Here is a 23,789-nt window from a genome sequence, read left to right on the forward strand (position 1 = left end):
AGTCTGCCCTCCGGATTCAGTTCTCATTTTCTCTTGCTCTTAGTGTACCAAACTCTGGTTGAAGATTCGCCGTTGTCCCGTATAATAAGAAGACGAAAGCTAACTTTCCAGGAGGCGATAACCGTGAAAACCGGGGGAACTGGTGGGGCCAACACCAATCGTGGTGGGCTCGCCTTTGAAAATAAAACGGATTTGGCGGCCCGAATCGAACGGGACCGGTCCGCGGACTATGAACTAATTGAACACGCTAGTACGAAAGACCTTTCAACGTCAAAGGCTTTCGACGTCTATCGCCGAACCGACCATCACCTCGTCGGAATCATTACCAAACAATTCCAATTTTATAACATTTTATCTGAGTACTATCACGTTACTAATCAAAATCATAAACGCTGGAAACCCGACGAGGTCTTCTTCAACTTTGATGCCAATACCATCTTCATCGTTGAAAAGAAATGGCAGCAAAAGTCCGGTTCGGTTGATGAGAAGATCTTTGGCTTCGTCAATAAGCGGCGCCTCTATCAAAATAACTTCAATCAACTGCCCACCGAACCCAAACCGACCGTGGAATTTGCGGCACTGTTTAATGCCTCGTGGTGGATCTATGGCCTCGACCACGCCCTACCGGCTGGTACGAACCCACCCCGCAAGAATGAAGTCGCCTATCAAGACTACTTTGACAATCTCCGGATTGATGGCATAAAAATTTTCTTCGACAACTATGATTACTGGTGGTTCGGTCTTTAACCACGGTAACAACTAAAGGAGGCGACTAACTTGGCCGCAGATTCAGAATTATTTCCCGTGATCACCCCCATCATCAAGTGGGCCGGCGGTAAGAAAAAGCTAGCGCCAACGATCGAACAGGCTGCCAGCAATCAAATTGATTTTTCGACCATCGACACCTACGTCGAACCGTTTGCCGGCGGCGCCTCGATGCTGCTTTATTTGGCCACCAAATATCATTTCAAGCACCAGGTTATTTTGGATATCAATCCTGAGCTGATCAATCTCTACCGCCAGGTTCGTGATCACCTCACCGACCTCATGACGGGACTCACCACCATTCAAGCCACCTACAATGACCTACCGGACTTAACCACGCAAAAGGAAAATTTCTACGCGGTTCGGTCGGCCTTTAACCAAGGTATCCTGGTCGACGAAGCCAGCGTCGATCAGGCGGTACGGTTCATGTTTCTGAACAAGACCGACTTCAACGGCCTCTATCGAGTCAATTCCAAGGGCACCTTCAACGTCCCCTTCGGCCAGCGCAAACAGGTCAATCTCTTTGAACCGGCTAACCTAACCAACTTTTCTCAGCTCTTACAGAATACGGAAATCCTCTTAGGTGACTACCATCAGACGGCTCAATATGCCGGACCTAAGACCTTCTTTTACTTCGATCCGCCCTACCGGCCACTGACCGATTCGGCCAGCTTTACCAGCTATGCCAAGTCGACCTTTAACGACGACGCCCAAGTGGAATTAGCCACCTTTACCCAGCAACTAGCCGCTAAAGGGGCCCACTTTGCCTTAAGTAACTCCGATCCCCACCAGAGCGATCCCGATGATAATTTCTTCGATGATTTGTATGCCGACTTCACGATCCAACGCATTCAAGCGGCCCGCATGATCTCGGCTCGGGCAAAGGGTCGTGGCAACGTTTCCGAACTACTCGTTACTCACTAAGGAGACCCCCAAATGTCACCAATTCCTGGCTACATCGCTCAAGCACCCGCCGCCCAGCAGGCACAATTAACCGCCATGTACCATCTGCTGCAGGCCGCTTTACCGGACGCCACCGAAAAGATGAGCTACGGTATGCCGGCATTCTATCAGGATAAGCCGGTAGCCTACTTCGGGGCCACCAAGCATCACCTGGGCTTCTACCCAACCAGCAGTCCCATTGTGCAGTTCAGGACGGACTTAGCCGCCTACCCAACTAGTAAGGGCGCCGTGCAGTTTGCTTACGACCAACCGCTGCCGGAAGACTTAATCACAGCTATGGTCCAGTTTCGCTTAAAAGAAATTCAAAACAACCAGTAAAAAAGAACCCCCGACAACCGTTAAAAACGGCTATCGGAGGTTCTTTTACTGTCACAACAATTAATCTTCACTGCCCATGAAGCGACCAACGTAAGCGGCACAAATCGCACCAACTTCTGGGGCCAGGATGTAAAGCCAGAGATGCTTCAACGCACTACCACCGGCAAAGATGGCGGGGCCAAATGACCGTGCCGGGTTCAGGGAACCCCCGGTGAGGTTCAAGGCGACAATGATCAGAAAGGCTAAGGTCACCCCAATGGTCAAGCCGGCAAAGTCCCCATTACCGTGACGGTCACTCGTCACGTTGAGAATGACCAGCAGGAACAAGAAGGTTACCAGGACTTCAACTAAGAAGGCTAGGCCCGTTGAAATCTTTGGGAAATCCGTTTGCCCCAATTGATTGGTTGCCAGGCCCAGGCCACTGACGAACAACTTGATACAAGCCGATGCCACGGTCGCCCCAAGGACTTGAGCAACCACGTAGCCTAAGGCGTCACGACCATCGATCCGCCGATTAATCAACATCGCCGTCGTCACGGCTGGGTTAAAGTGCCCGCCGGAGATGCCACCAAAGGCATAGGCTGACACCGTAATGGCTAGACCAAACGCTAACCCAATCGTCAGGGTGCTACCGGCCGCAACCGTTACGGCACCCGTCCCCAGGAAGACCAACATAAAGGTCCCCATGAATTCTGCCAAATATTTTTGCATAAAACGACCTCCAATCTCTCTATAATTTTTATTATAGTCCCAACTACCGGCTGGAGAAATAGAAATGCAAATGATTCTGTTACTCACTGAAACTTTAGTCAGCTGGGGACACCCCCAAACAGCAAAACACTTGACTTATAGCCATTCACAACCTCTTTCATAAAACACCGACCGATTGCCGCCCTGGCAATGATTTTCATGAATTTAATCTCACCTTTTGGTGGCTTTGACACAATTAGAATGTAATGGTTCTGTATGGTTGCTGTATCGATTTCATTAATCCTACTGACAACCTTCGAGAACTGACCTATGATGAGAATGTAATCGGAAATGAAAAGGACACCTCACTTTTGAAAGGCAGGTATTTTCATGAAAACTCGTCAACAAACATGGACTCGCAAGATTGCGGCCATGATTTCTCTCGCCGCTATCACGCTCCCCATGGTGACCACCACTGCTCAAGCCAGCACCGATGACCTCTCAAATCATCCCGGCGTTTATGGCTACTTTATCGATACATACCAACAGAACGTGGGTCAGAACAAGACCCCCGAAACCAACCCGGTTATTGGGGAAATGTCTGGATTTGCCAAGTACTGGGCCAACGGTCAAAAGCTGGATCCCGACATGTTAGCCTCTAACGTGTCCCAAGCCGCAACGATCACGCAACAACGGACCCACGCCGAAGAAGAACGTTCCTACCTGACCGACGTCCGGGATCTCCGTTACAACTTAATCTCCGGGCTTGGACCTTACGCTGGCGCCTTCATCAAAAACGCCGATGCCCAAACGCCTTACACTTCGATGCCCGATCAGCCACTGCCACTTCACCGGCATTACATCAAGATGAACTGGGCCTCAACGACTTCCGCTCTTGGACCCGTCGTTCAGCTGGTCAACACGACCTCCCGTTCCAAGTTCTCTGGGACCGGGACAATTAAGCACGTGGTGCAATACGAACGGCCATACCGTCAGAGTACCGACGTCAAGCCATTACCGGCCCTTTCAAAAATCATGGCCGCCGCTGGTCACGATGACTACGACTTCCCAAGTGGCCATACCACGGCTGCCTTCGAAACCGGTGAAACCTTGGCCTACGTCTTCCCAGAACGGTTCCAGGAATTAATTACCCGTTCTTCCGAAGTGGGTTACGACCGAGTTCTGGCCGGCCGACACTCACCATTAGCCGTTATGGGTGGTCGGATGGTCGGAACCGCCATGACCGCCGCAACCTTAAACGATGCCAATAACCAAGAAACCATGAAGCAAGCCATCAAGGCCGCCCATTCCGACGCGCTCTTGGGTGCCAAAGACAGTTCCGCGAGCGACGACTTCGCCGACTACAAGACCAACCGGGACGCTTACCGTTTCCGGATGACTTACGGCTTCAACCAAACCGGGGATACCACCCAAGCCATGCGCGTGCCTAAGGGCGCCGAAGTCCTACTGGCAACCCGGTTGCCTTACCTGACTGATACGCAACGTCGCGATGTCCTCTTCACCACCGGGATGCCTTCCGGCTACCCCGATATGGACGATGCTGAAGGTTGGGGCCGCCTCGACCTCTTCTCCGCAGCCAATGGTTACGGTGCCTTGAATGACAACGTTACCGTCGACATGGATGCGTCCAAGGGCAGCTTCAACGCGCAAGACAACTGGCGCAATGACATTGCCGGTCGTGGTCGTCTGACTAAGACCGGGACTGGTAGCCTGACCCTGAGTGGTCACAACAACTTCGCTGGCGGCCTATTGGTCAAAGGCGGCGCCCTGCAATTAGCTACCAGCAGTGCCGCTGGTAAGGGTAACGTCAAGGTCAACCAAGGTTCCCTACAACTGACGACCCAACGCGTAACGGTGAAGGGTAACTTCCAAAACGGCAAGGGCGGCCAAATCAAACTTGCCCGCAACGGTCATCTGACCATCAAGAAGTCGGCCAAATTAGCTGGCACGTTGAAGTTAACTGCCGGGAAAGTTAAGTCTGGCAGCAAGGTCTTAACCTTCCGTTCCCGTCATGGGAAGTTCAACCACGTCTCTGGTTTGCCTAAGGGTTGGCACGTGGTTTACACCAAGAACGCCGTTAAACTCGTTAAGTAATTAATATCCACTAATCAAAACCTGATAGGCGATCATCTTCCAGTGAGAAGGTGATCGCTTTTTTAAAACCAATTCTCAAGTTCATCATCACTAGTTTTCGCAATTTAGCTTCTTAAGTATCAAATTCAGACCTATCACGCCATAAGAAAACGTTTACTATTTATTAATTTAGACTAAAGATTGCAATCATAAATTAATAAATATATAATTAATTCCTACTAAACGTCTTTGGAGGACAAAAATATGCCAGAAGTAAACTTACATAATGAAACTGCCACAACTGTCAAAAAGTCACGCGCTAACGAATGGATTAATAAGGAATTCTCCGCTAGTGCCCTATTATTTTGGATCAAGGAAAAAGTTTCCGTGGACTACCGTGCGGTTCACATCGTTGAACAAAACACGGTCTTCGGTTTAATCCCTGCTGGTAGCAGCAAGCAAAACATTCCCTTGAAGAATATTACCGATGTTCAGTTGAACACTTCTTACAAGATCAGCCGTTTCATCTGGGGGATCCTTTTTATTCTTGCCGGACTTGCCTCATTCGTCTCATCACCGTTAATGGGCTTCATTACCCTGTTAATTGGTGTTGCCCTATTTTTGAACGGGATCTTAACCCAATTCGTTATCGAAAAGGGTGGTAGCGGCTACCTGATCTCCGTGCCATTCTTCAACAAGGCTGACATGATGGAAGTCCAATCTGTCATCGAACAGGCGTTAAATACCGACGCTGACAAGACCGACCAAAGCCTTTACCATCATCGTTTAGACAGTGATGATATGGACGATGTTCAATAAATATTTATAAAAAGACCAATCACGACATGGTCGCTACTAAGTAAAAACACGATCGCTTCTGGAACATTTGGAATATGAATGTATACATGAGCTGTTCAGTTGTGAGCTGCGTTATAGTGCCTACAAAGTGAGTATTTGGCTATGCACTAGGACGAGCACAAAAGATACTGAAACAGAACAAGATAGCCTGAATTTCACTCACCTCAATTGAAGTGAACGAAATTCAGGCTATTGAATTAAATCAGTGAGGCTATGTATGAAGCAACGACAGCAATTACTACTGATCTGACGAAGTTTCGAATTGAACTACGTCGTCGTGTCTGTCTCAACTGTTCCCTGTATGACTTCCTATTCATATTGGCGTCCCCCCTTTTTACTTAATATCAGCAGGACCTGTTTCACGAGGGAACATCGAATTGTGATAAATTGCGTCATATCAGCATTTTAAAAGAATTCGGTTTCTAAGCCGAAAAATTGTAATGAAAATGTAACATTAATCTGTGGTCGATCAACTCTTGCGCTACACCGTGAGTCACGACCCGATCTGCAATTAGGCCTAAGTACATTGCGTATTTACTGAAACATTGTTTATATAACACAAAAAATTGGTGCTGATGGTTTCCCCATCAACACCAATTTTTATTTAATCATTAATTCTTAAATTGAATCTTCACGTAATCGCGGTACAACGGCAACCGGTCCATCAATTCCTGATGGTTCCCGCTCCCACTGACGTGTCCGTCCTCGATAAAGTAAATCGTGTCGGCATCGACGATCGTGCTCAACCGGTGTGCAATGATCAGTGTCGTCCGGCCCTTCATCAGTTCGCCCAGGGCCACTTGGACCATGGCTTCTGACTCGGAATCCAGGCTCGCCGTCGCCTCGTCCAACAACAAAATCTTGGGATCGCGGAGGAAGGCCCGGGCAATCGCCAGCCGTTGGCGTTGTCCACCACTGACCTTGACCCCGCGTTCACCCACCTGGGTGTCGAGGCCGTCCGCCATGTGACGGACAAAGTCCTCGGCGGAGGCCAGTTGCAACACGTGCCACAACTCCTCGTCAGTATAGGTCTTAGCAGATCCGTAGGTCAGGTTATGCCGAATGGTGCCGGCCATAATGGCCGAATCTTGGCTGACATAGCCGATTTGTGACCGCCAGTCACTCAGATTGAAATCATTGGCGTTCTCGCCACCAATGGTCACCATCCCCTTGGTTGGCTGGTAGTAGCGTTCCAGCAGGCCAAAGATGGTCGACTTGCCCCCACCGGAAGGTCCGGCAAAGGCCACCACGGTATTGGGCTTAGCTTCAAACGACACGTCGTGCAGCACTAAGCCCTCGTCGTCATAGGCAAAGTCCACGTGTTCCATGGCCAGCGTTTGGTCGGAAACGGACTGTGTGGGCCCGGTAAGTAGCTGCTCTTCCGGTTCCCGCAGTAAATCGCGAACCCGTTCCGTCGACCCGTTGGCTTTGGACAGGTCCGTAAAGCACCGCGCCAACGTGCCCGCGGGACCAATGATTTGGAAGAGATACATCAGGAAGGAAAACATAGTCCCCATGGACATCGTTCCGGCGGAAACCCGCACCGCGGCATAGGCTAGCACACCCACGAATACCGCTAACATGGCGGCCGTCATGGCTGGGCCAGCAATCGAATCGTAGATGGCTTCCTTCAACCCGATCTGATAGAGATCCTGAATCTGGTTAGACCCCGTCTGCATTTCATAGCGCTCGGCGTTGGACGACTTCACCAAACGAATCTCACTCAGGGTTTCATCGGTCTCACCACTGAAGGCGGCCATGGCGTCCTGCCGCCGATGACCAATCTTACTGGACTGCCGCATGATCGGAAACATCACCAGCATCACCAGGGGAATGGCCACAAACATAATCATGGTCATCTTCCAGTCCATGATCAACATGATAACCAACGCCCCGGCTAATTGCAGGAGCGAGGTCACCATCTGTGGGAAGGAGTTAGCCAACAGATTTTTAATCTGCATCGTATCGTTAACCAACCGGGAGGTCATCTCCCCCGTCTTCACGTTGTCGAAGTAGCTGACCCGTAAGCGAATGAGTTTCTGCCACAGCGTTTCACGGAGCCGGGAAACGACGTTCTCACCGAAGAAGCCCAGTAAGGCCCCCGAGACTGCACTGATCAGGGCGCTGGCAATGAACAGGCCGATCACGGTCACTAGCAATGGCCGATTCAGCGCATGCCCCAGTCCGTTAATCAGGGACTGGGCCAGCTTCGGCACGGCCAGTTGGGCGCCCGTCGCGAGCATCCCCAGGAACAGGCCCACCCATAACTGCCAATATTTCGGCTTCGTTTGCCGAATTAGGTTTAAAAATCCTTTGAAATCAAATTTGCCCGTTGGCCGTTGCTTGGCGGTCCGTGGTGCTGCAATTCTGTGTTCCATCTCTTTGCCTCCGGTATTTTAAAAAATTAACAGTGGGGCCGATCCATCCCCCGGTGTGGCCACCCATGGCCTGGACGCCGGAAATCGTTCCATTGTAAATCGTCCACCTGATGACTCAGCTTCGTCAGTAATTTAGCCAACTGGGCTTGTTCTTCCGGTGTTAATCCGCTAAATAACTTATCCGCCATCTCGTCCACATGACTATCGCGTTGATCGAAGAATTCCCGACCACGGTCCGTCAACCGAACAATCACGGCCCGCTTATCGGTGGCACTGGGAATACGTTCCGCCAATTCGGCGTCGACCAGCCGGGTAATCGTGGCACTCACGGAGCTTGGCCGAATATCTAAAATCTCGGCAATCTCAGCATTGGTTAAACCATCCGGTGTCTGATAGAGTAGCTGGGCCAATTGCATTTGTCCCCGGCCACCATTCGGGCCACCGTGACCGCCCGGCTGATGGCCCACGACCATCATGAAGCCTCGATTGTGCAACAGCTTACCAAAACTCTTTAATAAATCACGACTTTTTTCTGACATCATGCTTCCTCCTTTAATTGAATGAAATTATCTTAGCATTTTAGTTAGCTTTTGTAAATTAAAACTAACTAAACGCTAACTATCTATCCTCAGATATCGCATGAAGCCCCGGGTACACGGCGTTTCTAGCACAAGAAAAGCGGCTACTCATTAAGGCAGCCGCTCGTTCAATCAAAATTAATTATGTCCCTCGCCAATCACCGTGTAAAAGGCGGTTTTGCCAATACTGTAGGTACTGGCACAGGCCATATCATCACCATAACGGTTATCCTGGAACTGGTAAGGCCGATGCCGATTGGTTAACGTGGTCCGATATTGGAAACGCCCCGTCTTGGTGACGCGTCGGCTCGTCACGCCACTCGGCCTGGCCTTGGTGTACAACTGGATATTGGCCCCCTTGACCGTAGCCTTCGTGATCTTGAGGCTGGTCTTCGGCTTAGCAGCGTGATCAATCCGCCAGGTGTAGTCGCCTTGATACTCGTCCGTCGCGGTGAACACCCGTGGTGCATAGGGATAATCCTCCAAGTAACCATCGCTGGTCACCTTAATCATCCTGCTTCCGCGAGTGGGTAACTGTTTAATCGCCTTGACACCACCACGATAGAATTGGTTATCCCCAAAGGTTAAGGCATAGGCTGGGCGGGCGATCTTCGTGACCCGCTTCTTTGCGATCTTGAAATCCACATAACCGTCGTTGGCCCCATTCTTGGCAGGTAACCCGGCCCGCTTAAGGCCATAACTGACGCTACCGTAATCGTAAACATTTGACATAACGTGGTTTCCAGATCGATGACCGGTAATCACCGTTCCCTTTGGCAGGGTCACCGATTTTTTAATCCACCCCCGACCCTTGATCTTACTGGTCAAGACGGTCGCCTTAGTGGCCGCGTTCAGCCGGTAATACTGATTACGAAAGGCCCCCAGCTGACTGTCCTCGCCGTGTAACCAGCCATTACTTGAGATTGGTGTCGGCATCGTTGGTTCGATGGTCCAGGCCTTGGCGCTCACGCTACCCCAGGTGGTTGCCGCCAGGCCAACGGTGACCAGTGTTGCCATCATCTTTTTCATCGATAGTCTCCCCCTAATCGTGATGCCATCAGCATAGCATGGCCCCTAGCTCATGACTATCACAATCGGATCGACCCACCAAACCAATCATTATCCGATTAGTTCAGTCTTTAAGCCTTGCCAATCGCAAAGTAGTGGCCTTCCGGATCGGGAAAGCCAAATGCCGGTTGGCCATTGTCGTCCACGATCGGGGTGGCACCGGCTAGCCGGTCATGCAACGCCGCGAAGTCTTCACTGAAGAACATGACGGATGGCTGGTTGTCCAGGACCTCCGGTGAATACTGCTTGATAAATTCCCGTGAGAAGAACGAAAGTTCCACCCCAAAGGGTGTCGCCAGAACAATATTAACCGATCCGTCCGGTAACGGATCGGTTGCGACGGTGGTCGCGGCAAAATTATTCCGCCAGAAGTCAGCCACCAAATCAACGTCATTAACGTAAAGCATCAACCGTGTTTTCTGCATCCTAAAAGCCACCCCTTTAACTGTGATGACCCGATCATACCGGTTTCCCTGCCAGCCGTCCATCATCAATTTTATAAGTTTTCCTAGCTATTCTCAGATAAGACGCGTATGCTTGTTAATGCAGGTTCCCACCTGCCTAGTTGCTCTGTACATTCCAGATGTATCCTATGGATCAACTAGTTGCCTCCATCTCGGATTGATGGGGGCTTTTTTTGTAAACTAAAACCGGACCGTCACGACCTAATCGTGGCGTCCGGTTATTTTGATCTCAACTCAATTAGTCATCCAAGTATTGCTTCGTAGCGGCCACAATGTCTTGTAACCCCTTCTTAGCATCGGAGAAGAACATTTGCGTATTGTCGGCTGAGAATAGCGGATTTTGAATGCCGGCATACCCAGTACTCATTGACCGCTTAATGACAACCACGGACTTCGACTTGTCCACGTCCAGGATTGGCATCCCGGAAATCTCATTACCACTTTCACGTGCTAATGGGTTCGTGACATCATTGGCCCCGATAACCAAGGAAACATCGGTACTTTCAAACATTGGATTAGCATCGTCCAATTGTTTCATTTGGTCATAAGGAACGTTAACATCGGCCAGCAACACGTTCATGTGCCCCGGCATCCGCCCAGCAACTGGGTGAATGGCGTAGTTCACATTAATTCCGGCGTCGCCTAGCAACTTAGCCAGTTCGGCCACTTCATGTTGCGCTTGAGCGGCGGCTAAACCATACCCAGGAACAATCATGACGCTGTGGGCGTAAGCCAGTTGCAGTCCAATGTCATCGGCGGAAGTTTCCTTCACATCAACGGGTACATCGGCTGCGGCACTACCACTGTCGCTATCACCAGTCCCAAAGCCACCAGCCAAGATATTGGCAACCGACCGATTCATGGCCTCGGCCATTTGCAAGGTCAGGATGGTCCCGGACGCCCCAACTAAGGCCCCGGCAATAATCAAGACTTGGTTGTTGATGACGAACCCGGCAAAGGCAACCGCTAACCCGGTAAAGGCGTTCAGTAAGGACACCACCACCGGCATGTCGGCCCCACCAATTGGCAGTGTCATCAATAGACCAAAGATCAGACTCATAGCTAAGGCTAAAACTACGTACCAAACGTTGGTTTCCATGCCCATCATCAGCCAGGCAGAGGCCAGGATGGCGACGACGACCACAACGTTAACCAACCGAGCACCGGGGAACGTAATTGGCTTACCGGGAACGTGGCCGGACAACTTACCCGTGGCAATCAGTGACCCGGAGAAGGTAATTCCCCCGATAATCACGTCCAACCAAACTGGGAGTGAGAAGGCCAGGTTCAGGCTAGCACCGTCACCCTTCAACAAGTAATCGAAGATCCCGATGACGGCAGCCGCCCCACCACCAACGGCGTTGAACAAGCTAACCAGTTGTGGTACGTCGGTCATGGGAACCTTGCGGGCCTTGATGACCCCGTAGCCGATCCCAAAGGCCAGGCCTAAGATCAAGACGATCCAGCCGGTTGGCGTGATCCGCTTTTCAATAATGACATTAACAATAATTGTAATAACCGCCAGGAACATCCCGACAGCTGACAAACCATTCCCTTTACGAGCGGTCTTTGGCGAACGCATCAGGTGAACACCTAAGACGTAGCAAACCGCGGAGACCAGGTAAATGAGGGATGAGACTGTTTGTAAGGCACTCATTTGTGATCATCCTCCTTTGCTTTAGCCGCTGGTTTCCGGTCAAACATACCCAGCATCCGGTCCGTCACCGTGTAACCACCGGCAACGTTGACCGCCGCGAAGAAGGCACCGAAGAAGGCGAGGCAATAGAATAGCCAGTTGTTGGCTTCCGCCGCAATCACGAAGGCCCCTACAACAACGACCCCGTGAATGGCGTTAGCCCCAGACATCATTGGTGTTTGTAAGGTTGCGGGAATCTTACTCATAACTTCAAAACCCACTAATAAACTTAAAACAAAGATGGCGAGATTCGAGAATAATTCTTCACTCATGACTTATTCAGCTCCTTTGTCATCGGCCGCTTCATCCGGTGTGTCAGCCACTGCCGGTTTGCGCTCTGGCAAATCCATGGCAGAGCGGAGCCGATTGCTAATGATTTCTCCATCGGTGGTGACCAAGAGATCGCCCACCACTTCATCGTCAACATCAAAGACCAAGGCGCCGTCGGTCGTCAAATCAGTGATGACCGCTTGGACGTTCTTCGCATACATGTCGGAAGCCGAGGCTGGTAATTGACTGGCCATGTCCCCGGCACCCACGATTTGGGCATCGCTGTCGGTCGTGACGGTAGTTCCCGGCTGGGACCCAGCCACGTTACCACCTAGGTCACTAGCGGCCAGGTCGATAAATAATGTGCCCGGCTTAGCCTCATCAACCGACTTTTGGGTAACCAATAGTGGTGGCCGCCGCCCGGGAACTTGCGCCGTCGTAATGATAACGTTGTTTTGGGCAATAAAACTGGCCAGTTCGGCTTGTTGTTGTTCGGTTTCTTCCTTAGTCAGTTGCCGGGCATAACCCCCCTCACCGGTGGCCGAAACGGAGGTCGTCAAAAAGGTGGCCCCCAATGATTCAACTTCGCCCCGTGAGGCTGGTCGGATATCATACCCGGAGACCATGGCCCCTAACCGTTTGGCAGTCCCAATGGCTTGCAGACCGGCCACCCCGGTTCCTAGGACCAAAACCTTCGCTGGTTTAGCAGTCCCGGCGGCGGTAATCATCATTGGGAAGTAACGGGCAAAACTGTCGGCGGCTAATAAGGCGGCCTTGTACCCGGCCACACTGGCTTGTGAGCTCAAGACATCCATTGTTTGAGCCCGCGAAACGGTCCGTGGCAACAATTCAAAGGCTAGCGCCGTAATCTTCTTGGCGGCGAGTTTCTTCACGAAATCTAAATCTGTAAGCGGTGCCAAAAGTCCTAATAAAGCTTGGCCCGCCTGCATTTGATCAATCACGGCATCATCCGGCTGGTCAATCGTCGCGATAATCGTGGCATCCTTGACGGCTGTCTCACGGTCCACGACCTTGGCCCCGGCATCGGTATAGGCTTCATCACGATAGAAAGCGCGGCTCCCAGCACCCTGTTCAATCAGCACCTGGTAGTCACTTTTGACCAACTTGCTCACAACGGTCGGTGATAATGCCACCCGATTTTCATTGGGTCTTTCTTTTAAAACCGATATCGTAATTGGCATTCAAAACTTCCCCCTTTTGATAAAGTATTCACATATTCACTATAAGACATTTAGCCCCGTAACACAATGATCCCCCGGAAGTTTTTCATGAGGATTTCAATCCTAAGAAACACTGATATTTCAGTCTAATTGGCGATTTACCAGGCGTTATTTATGGTCACTCTCGCACTATTTACATAATCGATGGTTCGCTTTTAGGATGATTTTTCTGAAAGTCAATTCACAAACTATTCGACTTGGCTTGCCCGTGTAAACCATGGGGGTTTCCATGCAAATGCCCCAAATTTTACGTCGCCAAAAAAGGACGTGACCACCGTCACGTCCTTAGAATTAAAGTCGATTTATTTATGGGCTTTTGTTAAGTAGTTGGTCCGGATAGCCTTTAATTGGCTTGGCTTAATCTTCAAGCCCTTCTTAACGTACTTGTCCATGGAGCCATACTGCTTGTTAACCTTCTTGTAGAACAGGTTCAGCAGTTCTGGCTTGGCCCAGGTCACGTTTAATTGCGTGTTGGACAATAAGTAATCACGTTGAATATCCTTCTTGCTAACCCCCAGGATCGAGTAGAGAATGGCGGCTGCCGTTCCCGTTCGGTCCATCCCATGAGAACAATGGAATAACAGGGCACCCTTTTTGTTTTCCGCCATCTGAACTAATAGATTGCGGTAACTCCGACGGGCAGCGCCCTTCGTCGCCATGTCGACGTACATTCCTTCGTCATCGTTGTCATAGTTGGACTTACTGCCCAAGACAGAGGCCTGCATGTATTTTACGCCATCCAAGACTGGATCGGGCTTCTTAGCAATCTGGTCGGTCGTCCGTAAGTCGACGATCTCCGTCAGGTGGTATTGGTCGGTCAACCGGAATGTATCATACGTGGTCAGCTTTTCCAACGAGTCGCTCCGTAGCAAACGGCCCAGCTTGACGCGTTGGCCGGACTTGGTCTTGTATCCACCTAAATCCCGCATATTTTCTGCACCCTGCAATTTAATTGGTCGGGTAACTTTTTGTGAAATGGCCGGTTGTAGTTGAGCATTTGACGTTGCCGCCTGAACGGGAACTACCGCAGCTCCCATCAATGTTAAGGCACAACTCATGCCTGCTAAAACTGTCCGAAATCGCATTACTAATCAATCCCCTTTCTGATTAACCCTAGATTACCAAAACCATGTAAAGTTAATGGTGAGAAGTTGTAACGTTTCGGTATAGACCATACTCATTTATTTATCAAAAGGTGCCGCAGGCCCCACAATAAGCGTTTGACAAGTCCGAGAAAAACCGCCAAAATAATTTTAATTAGGTAAAGGAGGCGACACGGCATGGCCATGTTATGGTTGGTCTTTCTACCAGCACTTTTGGCCGGACTCATTCAGGGATTGACGGGCTTCGGTTCCGCCATTATCATGATGATTTTCCTACCAGCGATCCTGCCAATTGGCCAGGGGGCCGGCGTAGCGACGCTCGTCATGGCGGCCAGCGTCATCACCTTGGTCTACCGGTATCGGCATGCCATTCACCTCCGTCGCATCATCCTGCCGTTTATCCTTTACGCCAGTGTAGCCACCTGGTCAATTCACCTCACCCGCGTCTGGGACGTCCACCGGCTCCGACTCATGCTGGGAATACTCCTGGTTTGTCTGGCCATCTACTTTCTCTGGAGTAAAAGTGCCGGTGACCGCAAGTATCCTTGGCCCGTTGCCATTGGTTTCATGCTCATTTCGGGCTTCTTCAATGGTCTGTTCGGTATCGGTGGTCCCTTGATGGCGTTGTACTTTCTATCACTGTCTGACTCAACCGATGAATACCTGGCCAGTATCGAAACGTTCTTCCTGTTCGATACCATCTACGTCACCAGCGTCCGGGTCGCCACCGGGGTGCTGGTTGCCAGCAACGTTCCCCTGATTCTACTGGGGATGGTTGGCGCCACCACCGGAACGATTATCGCGGCTCACCTACTGAATCATTTGGATATTAACCACATGAAACGTGGCATCTATCTCTTCATTGGCCTCAGTGGCCTCTACTACTTATTCTTCTGATCACACTAACTAAAGGAGTCGATGCATTCATGGCAAGTATTTACATGCGGGCCGCTCAGCCCGCCGATCTCGACCGCATCATGGCCATCATCACGGAGGCCCAGGCATTACTCAAGGCCGATGGCAGTACTCAATGGCAGGATGGCTATCCCGACCGGGAAATCATGGGAACGGATATTGACCAACACCACTGTTTTGTTCTGATGGTCGACGGACAAATCGCCGGCACCGCCACCTTAATCACGGGCGCCGAACCCAACTACGCCGTGATTGAGGCTGGCCACTGGGCAGACGAGACCCATCCCTATGCCACGATTCACCGGATCGCTCTGTCGTCCGACTTCCGCGGCATGCACCTCAGTCAGATTTTCTTCTCCAATCTGTTGTCACACGCCTACAATGACGGCGTGCGCCACTTCCGCATCGATACCCACGAGATCAACCTGCGGATGCAACACATCATTAAGTCCTTTGGCTATGAGTACCGCGGGATCATCTACGTGGATGACACGCCAACCGGCAAACGGGTGGCTTTTGAATTGGCGCTTCCATAAAAAAAGAGTGCGACCAAAGGTGGTTAGCTGGTTATCAGTTTTAAGCGGAACCAGCTGCCTTTTAATGTAACTTCAACGTACAAAAAAGGCTGTGACAGCAATGTCACAGCCTTTTCGCTATTCTGCTAGTGCACCGTTTCAACCCACTTCTTTAGCATGAAGAGGTTTGCGGCAATTTCTAAGGCGCTAATAATGGCTAAACTCAAAATGGCAATCCATAGCTGTCCCAGGTCCTGTTGACCAATTAACAGCGAACTAAACTTCGCGACCAATCCGCCAACGAAGGAAACTAGGCGAATGGTTAACCAAATGATGGCCACGTAAAGCACGAAGGACACCACCTGTTGACGGAACTGAGGGAGAAAACGCGTAATCACATTGGTTGCCAAGTGGGCGAGTGAAATCGTGCTCCAAATCACCAACCACACCATGAAGCCCAAGACCAGAATGGTAGCTCCCGTCTGGAATAAGTCGCCCGGCGTCTGCAGGCCCGCATTCCAGGACCAAATGCCGTGGAGCTCGCGACTGATGGTGCTCCAACCAAGCAGCACGCCAATCGCCGTCATAATCGTCTGAGCGACCCAGACATAGAGCAGTTGGCCGAAAGACGTGACGAGGTTCGCAAAATAAAATTTGCCATCACTTAAGGGCATTAATCGTAGGCTATCGCTGGTGAAGGCGCGCTCACTGGCAACCGCCAGCATCACGAAGCTCACCGCCATAGTCACGAACGCCCAGCCACTCACGGACTGCAGGATCGTGAGGTCGGCAAAGTGACCGGTCACCGCTGACCAGAGGGTCGTCACAACAATAGCGATCAGGTCGATGAGGAGAATCTGATTCATTTGGCGAAACCGTGACCCGCTCATTGCTTTAATCGCTGACCAAAGATTAGTCATGCTTAACCCCTCCTTCATACAAACTCTCGTAGTAAGCTTCGATACCGATTCCATATTCGTCACGAATGTCATCGGCGGCTTGGTGAATGGCAACCGTCCGGTCCTTCACGATGACCACGTCATCCAGAATCGGCGCGATTTCGGTAACGTAGTGGTCACTGATCACCATCGTGGCATCGTCCGGCTTCCATTTGATAATACTGCTAATGATTCGCTTACGACTCATGCTGTCAATTCCACTGAAGGGTTCGTCCAAGAGGTAGAGGTCCACTTGGCGTGAGAGGGTTAAGGCGATAACCACCTTTTCCTTCATCCCCTTAGACAGGGCGGACAGCTTCAGGCTGGTATCGATCTGGAGGAAGGTCACCAACTCTTCGAAGCGTTGGCCATCGAAGTCGGGGTAGACCAACCGGTAATAGTCCACGACCCGATCCACCCGAGTGCCATCGGCAAACCCCTTCAATTGCTCCGAGAAACTCACATGCAGCTTGCGATCGACGACTCTTTCTGAATCGCGAACGGCAATGCGGCCGCTCCCCTTGGCGCTGCCAGTGATGAGTCGCATCAGGGTCGTCTTCCCGGCACCGTTTTCCCCTAACAGACCGACAATCTTTCCTTGGGCTAACGTCAGGTCGACGTCATGCAGGATCACCTTCAGGTTGCGCTTATAATTCAAATTCTTAATCGTTAAAACATCAGACATGCTGTTCACCTCTTTGCTTGATAAAGTTTTGTAGACTCGCGATGATATCCTCATCGCTCAAGTCTAAAGCGTGGAGCTGTTGATAGACGCGTTCTAATTGTTCCGTAATGAGTGCTTCCTTTAATTGGGTAATTCGTTCATGATCCATCGTGACAAAGTTCCCCTTTCCCCGTTGCGATTCAATCACGCCTTCCGTAATCATTTCCCCTAACGCTCGTTGAATCGTATTAACATTGACCGTCATATCAACGGCTAATTGCCGAACTGCCGGTAGCTTGTCCCCTGGTTCAAGTTCGCCGGTAATCATTTCATGATAAAGCTGATTTTTGATTTGGTAATAAATTGGCACCTTATCATCAAACTGCACGTTGTCACACCTCCATAGTGTTCTATTTGACTATTACACTATAACATCAGAACTGACGGTTGACAAGGGCAACGCCTTATAAATTTTATAATCGACGAAAGGACCTCCCTCTCGCCACCCTGATTAGCATTGTGGCCTCGCCAATGTAAGCGTATAATTCAAGCTGTTAACTAAGTCATTAAATACATAACGAAATGGATGATGGACGAAATGCGACGCCGACCAACGAACAAACATAACCGCGGCCCCGTGCCCCACTGGGGACTGATGATCATCAGCGCCATGGTGGTCCTCGGCTTTGTCGGGATCCTGGTCGGTCAAGCCCACCAAGGTCAACCCACCCAATCCGCCGACCAGGGGCCTAGTGGTCCGACACCCCAGGCGATTGCACGGCGTCAGGATCGACTCGAGAACCAGCTGCAACGCTACTTCGAGACCGTCACCACCGACGGTACGACCGGCGTGAGCTTCTACAGCCTGGGCGCCAAGCCCCACAGTGTGGCCGCCAAGAATACCACCACAGCCCAGCTTTACCAGACCGGTCGGCTGACCGCTGCGGCCAATGCGCACACCCCCATTGATTCCGCCAGCACCTACAAGCTCTTCGTCGCCGGGTACTTATTCTCTCTGCATCATCAGGGGCGGTATCCTTGGACCGCGGCCAATCGTGAGGGCCTGACCCGGATGATCGTCTACAGCGAAAATGACTTTGCCGAGGACTTCATGGACACCAATGGTCTGGCGGGCTTGAACCAATTTGCCCATCAACAGCAGGCCTTCACCCCCATGTTCATCGCGGGAGAAACGGCACGAACCACGACAGCCAGTCTGACGCTGATTCTCCGTCACTTGGCCCAACAAAAAAAGCCCTTCAACCACGCCGCCGATCGGCAATGGTTGTTGGGCCTCATGCATAAGCAAGTTTATCGGCACGGCATCCCCGCCGGCGCGCAGGCCGCAAAGCCCGGCACCCGGGTAGCCGACAAGGTGGGCTTCCTCGGTGATACCAATAATGATGCCGGCATCGTCACCCTACCCAATGGCGAACAGTATATTCTGGTTGTGACGACCCACGGACCGCAACCTGACGGCGAGACGGGCTTCAAACACATCGCTCAGATTACGCAACACGTTCAGAAAATGGTCTATAATCCCCAGATCATCCAGGACTTAAATAACAACTAGCGACGGCCAAACGGCCGTCGCTTTTTTACTGATCGCCCCGACGGAGCCGCCAGTGGGCCTCCCACAGACCAAATATCAACAGGGCGCCCAAGAGCCAGACGAACCCCATATCCCGGCTGTTGGTCACGCTAATCCACCGACCAGCCACCCGCGTCAGCTTAACCACCACCAATCCTAGCAGCGCCACCCTGAGCCGAACGCGACCGGCCGCCTGCGTCCAAAAGGTGGCAAAGGCAATAATGATGCCGATGATCAGGGCTGACCCCACCAGGCTCCCGCCAACCTCTAACGGTATACGCACCCGTGCTGGTTTCATTGTATCGCCTCCCTAACTTGACCCAATTGTACCGAGTGAATTTTTTAAGACCTATTCCCAACCTTCAATTGGCGGCATAACCTTACAAACACTTTCCCCGTAACTTCAGTATACTGAGACTAAATTTGTTCAAGTTAGGAGAACGTTCATGACCCACTCACTGGGACTCACCTTGCGACGAGCGCGGCACGATGCACAATTAACCCAGGCCGCCACCGCCGAAGGCATCTGTGCTCAATCCATGTTGTCGGCCATCGAGAACGGCCGCTACATCCCCAATTCGGAGATTCTAATTCAGCTCTGTCAACGGTTAAAGATCAGTCTCACCGCCATCAGCCTCGCCGATAATTTTGATATCAGCAACCAGGTCGCCATTAATCAAGAGCTCGACCGCTTGTGTAATCGGCACGCCTATCAAACCCTCAACGATTACCTTCTCTCGGCACCGGTCTTGGCAGCGATCACGACCGATCGCCAAACTCAAGCCTACTATTACTACCTCGGCATCACCGAGTATCAACTCAAGCACAACCTTGACGCTGCCCAGCAGGACTTTGATTTGGCCTTGAACAGCACCGCCGGACCCGCGACCACACTCACCCGACTGATTCACGCGGCCAATGGTCTGACCGCCGCCACAGCCGGTAAACCAACGGTGGCAACGACGGCGTTCACCACGGCCCTGGCCGATATCGACCAGGCACCTTACGAAGCGGATCTGAACATACTATTTTACCTAGCCGCGCTCGCCGATTACCAGTTGGGCCGGCCCGTAGCGGCCACCGTCAGGCTACAGGATGGCCTCCGTTTCATCACCGCTCACGATTCACATTACATGCTGGCGAATAGCTACCACCTGTTGGCCGTCATCTCGGCCAAAAGTGACCACCAAAACCAGGCCGATGAAGCCAATCAGTTTGCGACCATGCTGACGACCCTCTTCCATGAGAAAATTTTCGACGACTTTACCAAATATCAGTAAGCTGATTTTTAACGAATCGGCAAATTATGTACACTGGGGCCATCAACTAGAGGAGGTCCCATTCATGAATAAACTCTTTACGAATCAAGTCCTGATCACCGCTGACCGTGCCACCGTACACGCCATTCTGGCTGACGCCCAACAACTGCTGACTTGGAATCCGGCCATCAGCAGTGTCGCTGGGAACGGCCATCAGTTTCGTATCGACCGGACGACGGCCGCACTCAATCAACATGAATTGCTAACCATCACGACCACTCCCAATCAGGTCATCTATGACAGCACCGGCGGGCGGCTAGTCTACCAGCTGCGCTTTCACCTGACCAGCGTGACCGACCAAACGCTGATCGAAGAAGAACTTTGGACAGCCGATGGATCACATTTACCGCTCAAACTACTGGCCCCAATTGCTAAACAGGCCTTCGCCGCCAACCTCAACCAGCTACGGCGACTCATTGAACACCGCGTCGTTAGTTAATTTCCACCTTCAGAACCGCCCGTGCCAATTAATTTGGCCGTGGCGGTTTTTTATCGTTGACAAATGTAAACGCTCGGTGTAAATTGGATTTATCGATTACAAACGTAATCATACATTTTTGCTAACTGGCAATTAAAAAAAGGAGTCGAACTCATGGATAAACTCATTGTGACGGTCGTGGCCTTTGGCTTGATCGCCTTCATCAGCTGGTGGTTCTTCGGCAAGCACGCCGTCAAGGAAGTGGCGGCCAACCAAGCTGCGGACCAGCAATCGGTCGACGTCGAGGTCAGCGGGGGGTACAGCCCCAGCACCGTCGTTTTAAAACAGGGGATCCCTGCTCAAATTAATTTCAATCGTAAGGATGCCTCAAGCTGTTTGGAACAAGTGGTTTTTGAGGATTTCGGCATCAACGACTTCCTGCCTAAAAATGAAAAACACAGCGTGACCATCGACACATCCAAGCCCGGCGAATACGACTACGCCTGCGGGATGAATATGTTTCACGGTAAGGTCATCGTTAAATAACTCACATCATGGAGGTCTTTATTATGACAAACAAACAAACTGCTCAGGTCACCGTAGACGGTGGCTACCAACCCAACACGATTACCTTTAAACAAGGCACGCCCGCAGAATTAACTTTCAACCGGGTCAGCAATGCCGGTTGTTTGGACCAAGTCATCTTGCCCAACAGCTCCGACACCCACGACTTACCCCTAAACGACCCTCAGACTTTTGCCATCGACACCTCAAGTGCTGGCGACTTCACCTTTAGTTGCGGGATGGACATGTTCCGCGGGACGGTGGTGATTGAACCATGAGCATCAAAAATCGCTTCGTCTTCTCATTAATCGTTTCTCTACCCATGCTGATTGAAATGTTCCTGAAGCCCTTTGGTTTCATGTTACCCGGCCACGAATGGACCATGTTCCTGTTAGCCACGGCCGTCATGCTCGTCTCCGACGGTCCGTTCATCCAGAGTGCTTGGGCGGCCTTCAAGCATCATCACGCCAACATGGACACCCTAGTCGCCATCGGGACTGCTACGGCCTACTTTTACAGTATCTACGCGATGTTAACCCACCAAGCGGTCTTCTTCGAAAGCGCCGCCTTCGTGGTCACGTTCATCCTGTTAGGCCAAGTCTTCGAAGACCGGATGAGGCATTCGGCGTCTGGCGCCGTGGAAAAACTGATGGATTTACAGGCCAAGGATGCGACCGTTCTGCGAGACGGCCGGTTGGTCAGTATTCCCCTCAGTGATGTAGCCGTCGGCGATATTATTCAGGTGAAACCGGGACAAAAGATTGCGGTCGATGGGGTCATTACCGAGGGCCAATCCACGATTGATGAATCCATGGTCACCGGTGAAAGTATGCCGGTCACCAAAGCGACTGGCGACGCCGTGATCGGATCCACCATGAATAGCACTGGAACCTTCATGTTCAAGGCCAGCAAGGTTGGCGATGACACGCTGTTAGCTCAGATTGTCGAAATGGTTAAAAAGGCACAGACCAGTCATGCGCCGATCCAAAGGACGGTCGACAAGATTGCGGATATCTTCGTTCCCGCGGTCCTCATCATCGCGATTGCCACCTTCTTCGTGTGGGATGTCTTGATTGGTGCCAGCCTGGTTAGTTCCATGTTGTTTGCCGTCTCGGTCGTCATCATCGCCTGTCCCTGTGCCTTGGGGATTGCGACACCTACCGCCCTCATGGTTGGAACCGGTCGCAGTGCCAAACTCGGTATCCTGATTAAAAATGGTGAGGTCTTGGAAGCTGCCAATACGATTAAGACGGTGGTCTTCGACAAGACGGGAACCATCACCGCAGGTCATCCGCAGGTGACCGACATTGTTGGCGACGCGACCCAGGTACTCCGGGTCGCGGCCGCCCTGGAAGCCAGCTCGGAACATCCACTGGCCACGGCCATCCTGAATCGGGCCAAGACCACCGTGGTAACGCCCGCAAAGATCACAAACTTTGCCGCCATCCAAGGCAAAGGTGTCCAAGCCACCGTTGATGGTCACGCCGCCTTTATTGGTAACGATAAACTCCTGACCGATTACACCCTATCCGCCGCAGAACAAGCCACCATGGAACACTTGCAACAAGAAGCCAAGACGGTCGTCATTGTTGGCTTCGCCGGTAAGGTCATCGGCCTAATTGCCATTCAAGACGCACCCAAGGCCAGTTCGGCCGGTGCAATTGCCGCCCTCAAGCGTGAAGGGTTACGAACCGTCATGCTAACCGGTGACAACGCCCGGGTTGCCGCAGCGATTGCCGCTCAGGTTGGCATCGACGATGTCATTGCCGACGTGCTCCCCGGTGACAAGGCCGACCACGTGAAAGCCTTGCAAGAATCCGGTCCCGTGGCTTTTGTCGGCGACGGTATCAACGATGCGCCGGCATTAACCACAGCCGACGTGGGGATTGCCATGGGGTCTGGAACCGATATTGCCATCGAATCCGGTGGAATCGTGCTGGTCAAAAATGACCTGCAAGACGTCGTTCGGGCCCTTGAACTCAGTAAGCACACCTTCAAACGGATTAAGTTCAACCTATTCTGGGCCTTCATCTACAATACCCTGGGCATTCCGGTGGCCGCCGGCGTCTTCTTCGGTCTGGACCTGTCGCTCAGCCCAGAACTGGCCGGCCTCGGGATGGCGCTCAGTTCCCTCTCCGTTGTGGCCAGCTCACTACTGTTGAACCGCACGAAGTTGACTTCCGCTCCCGCTGTGACTGCTTAGGAGGCATCGTCTCATGAATGAAAAATTCTGGAACAAGAGTACCTTACAAACCAGTGTGATTGCTGTCGTCTACGTCGGCATTGCCACCCTGGCCGGTAGTCTCTTGTTAAATTTCCTTCACTTCTAAATTGTTTAACCCTTGCCTTTTGGTGAGGGTTTTTCTTTTTAATGAAATT

26 protein-coding genes are annotated in these 23,789 nt (G+C 51.5%); 13 read left to right on the top strand and 13 right to left on the bottom strand.

Annotated elements, in window-relative coordinates; all coding sequences use genetic code 11:
* The first annotated feature begins 123 nt into the window (after window positions 1–123).
* The 3 genes from LSE01S_RS00560 to LSE01S_RS00570 are packed head-to-tail and all read left to right on the top strand — an operon-like array spanning window position 124 to window position 2,046.
* Window positions 124–747, top strand: a complete 624-nt coding sequence (locus tag LSE01S_RS00560) for a hypothetical protein (protein ID WP_061775676.1) — start codon at window positions 124–126, stop codon at window positions 745–747.
* A 30-nt stretch (window positions 748–777) separates the two neighbouring features.
* Window positions 778–1,689 (top strand): DNA adenine methylase, encoded by a 912-nt coding sequence (locus tag LSE01S_RS00565; protein ID WP_061775677.1) that lies wholly within the window; start codon window positions 778–780, stop codon window positions 1,687–1,689.
* Window positions 1,690–1,701: 12 nt separating this feature from the next.
* Complete coding sequence (locus LSE01S_RS00570) at window positions 1,702–2,046, top strand: iron chaperone (RefSeq protein WP_061775678.1); 345 nt, start codon at window positions 1,702–1,704, stop codon at window positions 2,044–2,046.
* Between the two features lie 60 nt (window positions 2,047–2,106).
* Here LSE01S_RS00570 and LSE01S_RS00575 read toward each other — a convergent pair whose 3' ends face one another.
* A complete protein-coding gene (locus LSE01S_RS00575; protein WP_061775679.1) occupies window positions 2,107–2,757 on the bottom strand; it encodes an MIP/aquaporin family protein in 651 nt (216 codons plus the stop codon).
* Window positions 2,758–3,126: 369 nt separating this feature from the next.
* Between LSE01S_RS00575 and LSE01S_RS00580 the strand changes: the two genes are divergently transcribed.
* Both LSE01S_RS00580 and LSE01S_RS00585 read left to right on the top strand, forming a co-directional pair.
* Window positions 3,127–4,851, top strand: a complete 1,725-nt coding sequence (locus tag LSE01S_RS00580) for a phosphatase PAP2 family protein (protein WP_061775680.1) — start codon at window positions 3,127–3,129, stop codon at window positions 4,849–4,851.
* A 243-nt stretch (window positions 4,852–5,094) separates the two neighbouring features.
* On the top strand, window positions 5,095–5,649 hold the full coding sequence (locus tag LSE01S_RS00585) for a hypothetical protein (protein ID WP_061775681.1): 555 nt from the start codon (window positions 5,095–5,097) through the stop codon (window positions 5,647–5,649).
* A 650-nt stretch (window positions 5,650–6,299) separates the two neighbouring features.
* Here LSE01S_RS00585 and LSE01S_RS00590 read toward each other — a convergent pair.
* The 8 genes from LSE01S_RS00590 to LSE01S_RS00625 form a co-directional block, all read right to left on the bottom strand.
* On the bottom strand, window positions 6,300–8,066 hold the full coding sequence (locus LSE01S_RS00590) for an ABC transporter ATP-binding protein (RefSeq protein WP_061775682.1): 1,767 nt from the start codon (window positions 8,064–8,066) through the stop codon (window positions 6,300–6,302).
* A 26-nt stretch (window positions 8,067–8,092) separates the two neighbouring features.
* Window positions 8,093–8,605: a MarR family winged helix-turn-helix transcriptional regulator gene (locus LSE01S_RS00595; protein WP_061775683.1), complete on the bottom strand. Its 513-nt coding sequence runs from the start codon at window positions 8,603–8,605 to the stop codon at window positions 8,093–8,095.
* 177 nt (window positions 8,606–8,782) lie between these two features.
* Window positions 8,783–9,673, bottom strand: coding sequence for a hypothetical protein (locus LSE01S_RS00600; protein ID WP_061775684.1), 891 nt, complete (start codon window positions 9,671–9,673; stop codon window positions 8,783–8,785).
* A gap of 110 nt (window positions 9,674–9,783) precedes the next feature.
* Entirely contained in the window at window positions 9,784–10,137 is a 354-nt protein-coding gene (locus LSE01S_RS00605) for a VOC family protein (protein WP_061775729.1), read from the bottom strand.
* 277 nt (window positions 10,138–10,414) lie between these two features.
* The gene (locus LSE01S_RS00610; RefSeq protein WP_061775685.1) at window positions 10,415–11,833 is read right to left on the bottom strand and encodes an NAD(P)(+) transhydrogenase (Re/Si-specific) subunit beta; all 1,419 of its coding nucleotides are present in this window, start codon (window positions 11,831–11,833) and stop codon (window positions 10,415–10,417) included.
* Window positions 11,830–12,144, bottom strand: a complete 315-nt coding sequence (locus tag LSE01S_RS00615; protein WP_061775686.1) for an NAD(P) transhydrogenase subunit alpha part 2 — start codon at window positions 12,142–12,144, stop codon at window positions 11,830–11,832. The genes LSE01S_RS00610 and LSE01S_RS00615 overlap by 4 nt, the downstream gene beginning before the upstream one ends.
* Window positions 12,145–12,147: 3 nt before the next feature.
* On the bottom strand, window positions 12,148–13,344 hold the full coding sequence (locus LSE01S_RS00620) for an NAD(P) transhydrogenase subunit alpha (RefSeq protein ID WP_061775687.1): 1,197 nt from the start codon (window positions 13,342–13,344) through the stop codon (window positions 12,148–12,150).
* Between the two features lie 341 nt (window positions 13,345–13,685).
* Window positions 13,686–14,468 carry a tyrosine-protein phosphatase gene (locus LSE01S_RS00625; protein WP_061775688.1) on the bottom strand — a complete coding sequence of 261 codons (783 nt, stop codon included), beginning with the start codon at window positions 14,466–14,468 and terminating at the stop codon, window positions 13,686–13,688.
* A 201-nt stretch (window positions 14,469–14,669) separates the two neighbouring features.
* Here LSE01S_RS00625 and LSE01S_RS00630 point away from each other — a divergent pair, with 201 nt between their 5' ends.
* On the top strand, window positions 14,670–15,383 hold the full coding sequence (locus LSE01S_RS00630; RefSeq protein WP_082622295.1) for a sulfite exporter TauE/SafE family protein: 714 nt from the start codon (window positions 14,670–14,672) through the stop codon (window positions 15,381–15,383).
* 29 nt (window positions 15,384–15,412) lie between these two features.
* Window positions 15,413–15,937 (top strand): GNAT family N-acetyltransferase, encoded by a 525-nt coding sequence (locus tag LSE01S_RS00635; RefSeq protein WP_061775690.1) that lies wholly within the window; start codon window positions 15,413–15,415, stop codon window positions 15,935–15,937.
* Window positions 15,938–16,062: 125 nt separating this feature from the next.
* On the opposite strand, the gene LSE01S_RS00640 is transcribed toward LSE01S_RS00635, so the two are convergent.
* The 3 genes from LSE01S_RS00640 to LSE01S_RS00650 are packed head-to-tail and all read right to left on the bottom strand — an operon-like array spanning window position 16,063 to window position 17,906.
* Complete coding sequence (locus LSE01S_RS00640; RefSeq protein ID WP_061775691.1) at window positions 16,063–16,836, bottom strand: hypothetical protein; 774 nt, start codon at window positions 16,834–16,836, stop codon at window positions 16,063–16,065.
* Window positions 16,829–17,539 carry an ATP-binding cassette domain-containing protein gene (locus LSE01S_RS00645; RefSeq protein WP_061775692.1) on the bottom strand — a complete coding sequence of 237 codons (711 nt, stop codon included), beginning with the start codon at window positions 17,537–17,539 and terminating at the stop codon, window positions 16,829–16,831. The genes LSE01S_RS00640 and LSE01S_RS00645 overlap by 8 nt, the downstream gene beginning before the upstream one ends.
* Window positions 17,532–17,906 (bottom strand): GntR family transcriptional regulator, encoded by a 375-nt coding sequence (locus LSE01S_RS00650; RefSeq protein ID WP_061775693.1) that lies wholly within the window; start codon window positions 17,904–17,906, stop codon window positions 17,532–17,534. Before LSE01S_RS00650 ends, LSE01S_RS00645 begins: the two co-directional genes overlap by 8 nt.
* A gap of 210 nt (window positions 17,907–18,116) precedes the next feature.
* Between LSE01S_RS00650 and LSE01S_RS00655 the strand changes: the two genes are divergently transcribed.
* Window positions 18,117–19,091 carry a serine hydrolase gene (locus tag LSE01S_RS00655; RefSeq protein WP_061775694.1) on the top strand — a complete coding sequence of 325 codons (975 nt, stop codon included), beginning with the start codon at window positions 18,117–18,119 and terminating at the stop codon, window positions 19,089–19,091.
* A gap of 25 nt (window positions 19,092–19,116) precedes the next feature.
* On the opposite strand, the gene LSE01S_RS00660 is transcribed toward LSE01S_RS00655, so the two are convergent.
* The gene (locus LSE01S_RS00660) at window positions 19,117–19,407 is read right to left on the bottom strand and encodes an LlsX family protein (protein ID WP_061775695.1); all 291 of its coding nucleotides are present in this window, start codon (window positions 19,405–19,407) and stop codon (window positions 19,117–19,119) included.
* 148 nt (window positions 19,408–19,555) lie between these two features.
* On the opposite strand from LSE01S_RS00660, the gene LSE01S_RS00665 reads away from it, so the two are divergent.
* The 5 genes from LSE01S_RS00665 to LSE01S_RS00685 all read left to right on the top strand — a co-directional run bounded on the left by LSE01S_RS00665 (window position 19,556) and on the right by LSE01S_RS00685 (window position 23,613).
* Window positions 19,556–20,389 (top strand): helix-turn-helix transcriptional regulator, encoded by an 834-nt coding sequence (locus LSE01S_RS00665; RefSeq protein WP_061775696.1) that lies wholly within the window; start codon window positions 19,556–19,558, stop codon window positions 20,387–20,389.
* A gap of 64 nt (window positions 20,390–20,453) precedes the next feature.
* Window positions 20,454–20,867, top strand: a complete 414-nt coding sequence (locus LSE01S_RS00670) for an SRPBCC family protein (RefSeq protein ID WP_061775697.1) — start codon at window positions 20,454–20,456, stop codon at window positions 20,865–20,867.
* Window positions 20,868–21,020: 153 nt separating this feature from the next.
* On the top strand, window positions 21,021–21,392 hold the full coding sequence (locus LSE01S_RS00675) for a cupredoxin domain-containing protein (RefSeq protein ID WP_061775698.1): 372 nt from the start codon (window positions 21,021–21,023) through the stop codon (window positions 21,390–21,392).
* A 23-nt stretch (window positions 21,393–21,415) separates the two neighbouring features.
* A complete protein-coding gene (locus LSE01S_RS00680) occupies window positions 21,416–21,688 on the top strand; it encodes a cupredoxin domain-containing protein (protein ID WP_061775699.1) in 273 nt (90 codons plus the stop codon).
* On the top strand, window positions 21,685–23,613 hold the full coding sequence (locus LSE01S_RS00685) for a copper-translocating P-type ATPase (protein ID WP_061775700.1): 1,929 nt from the start codon (window positions 21,685–21,687) through the stop codon (window positions 23,611–23,613). The genes LSE01S_RS00680 and LSE01S_RS00685 overlap by 4 nt, the downstream gene beginning before the upstream one ends.
* Window positions 23,614–23,789: the final 176 nt, after the last annotated feature.

The sequence above is a fragment of the Levilactobacillus senmaizukei DSM 21775 = NBRC 103853 genome (genome assembly GCF_001592085.1).
GTDB classification, from domain to species: domain Bacteria; phylum Bacillota; class Bacilli; order Lactobacillales; family Lactobacillaceae; genus Levilactobacillus; species Levilactobacillus senmaizukei.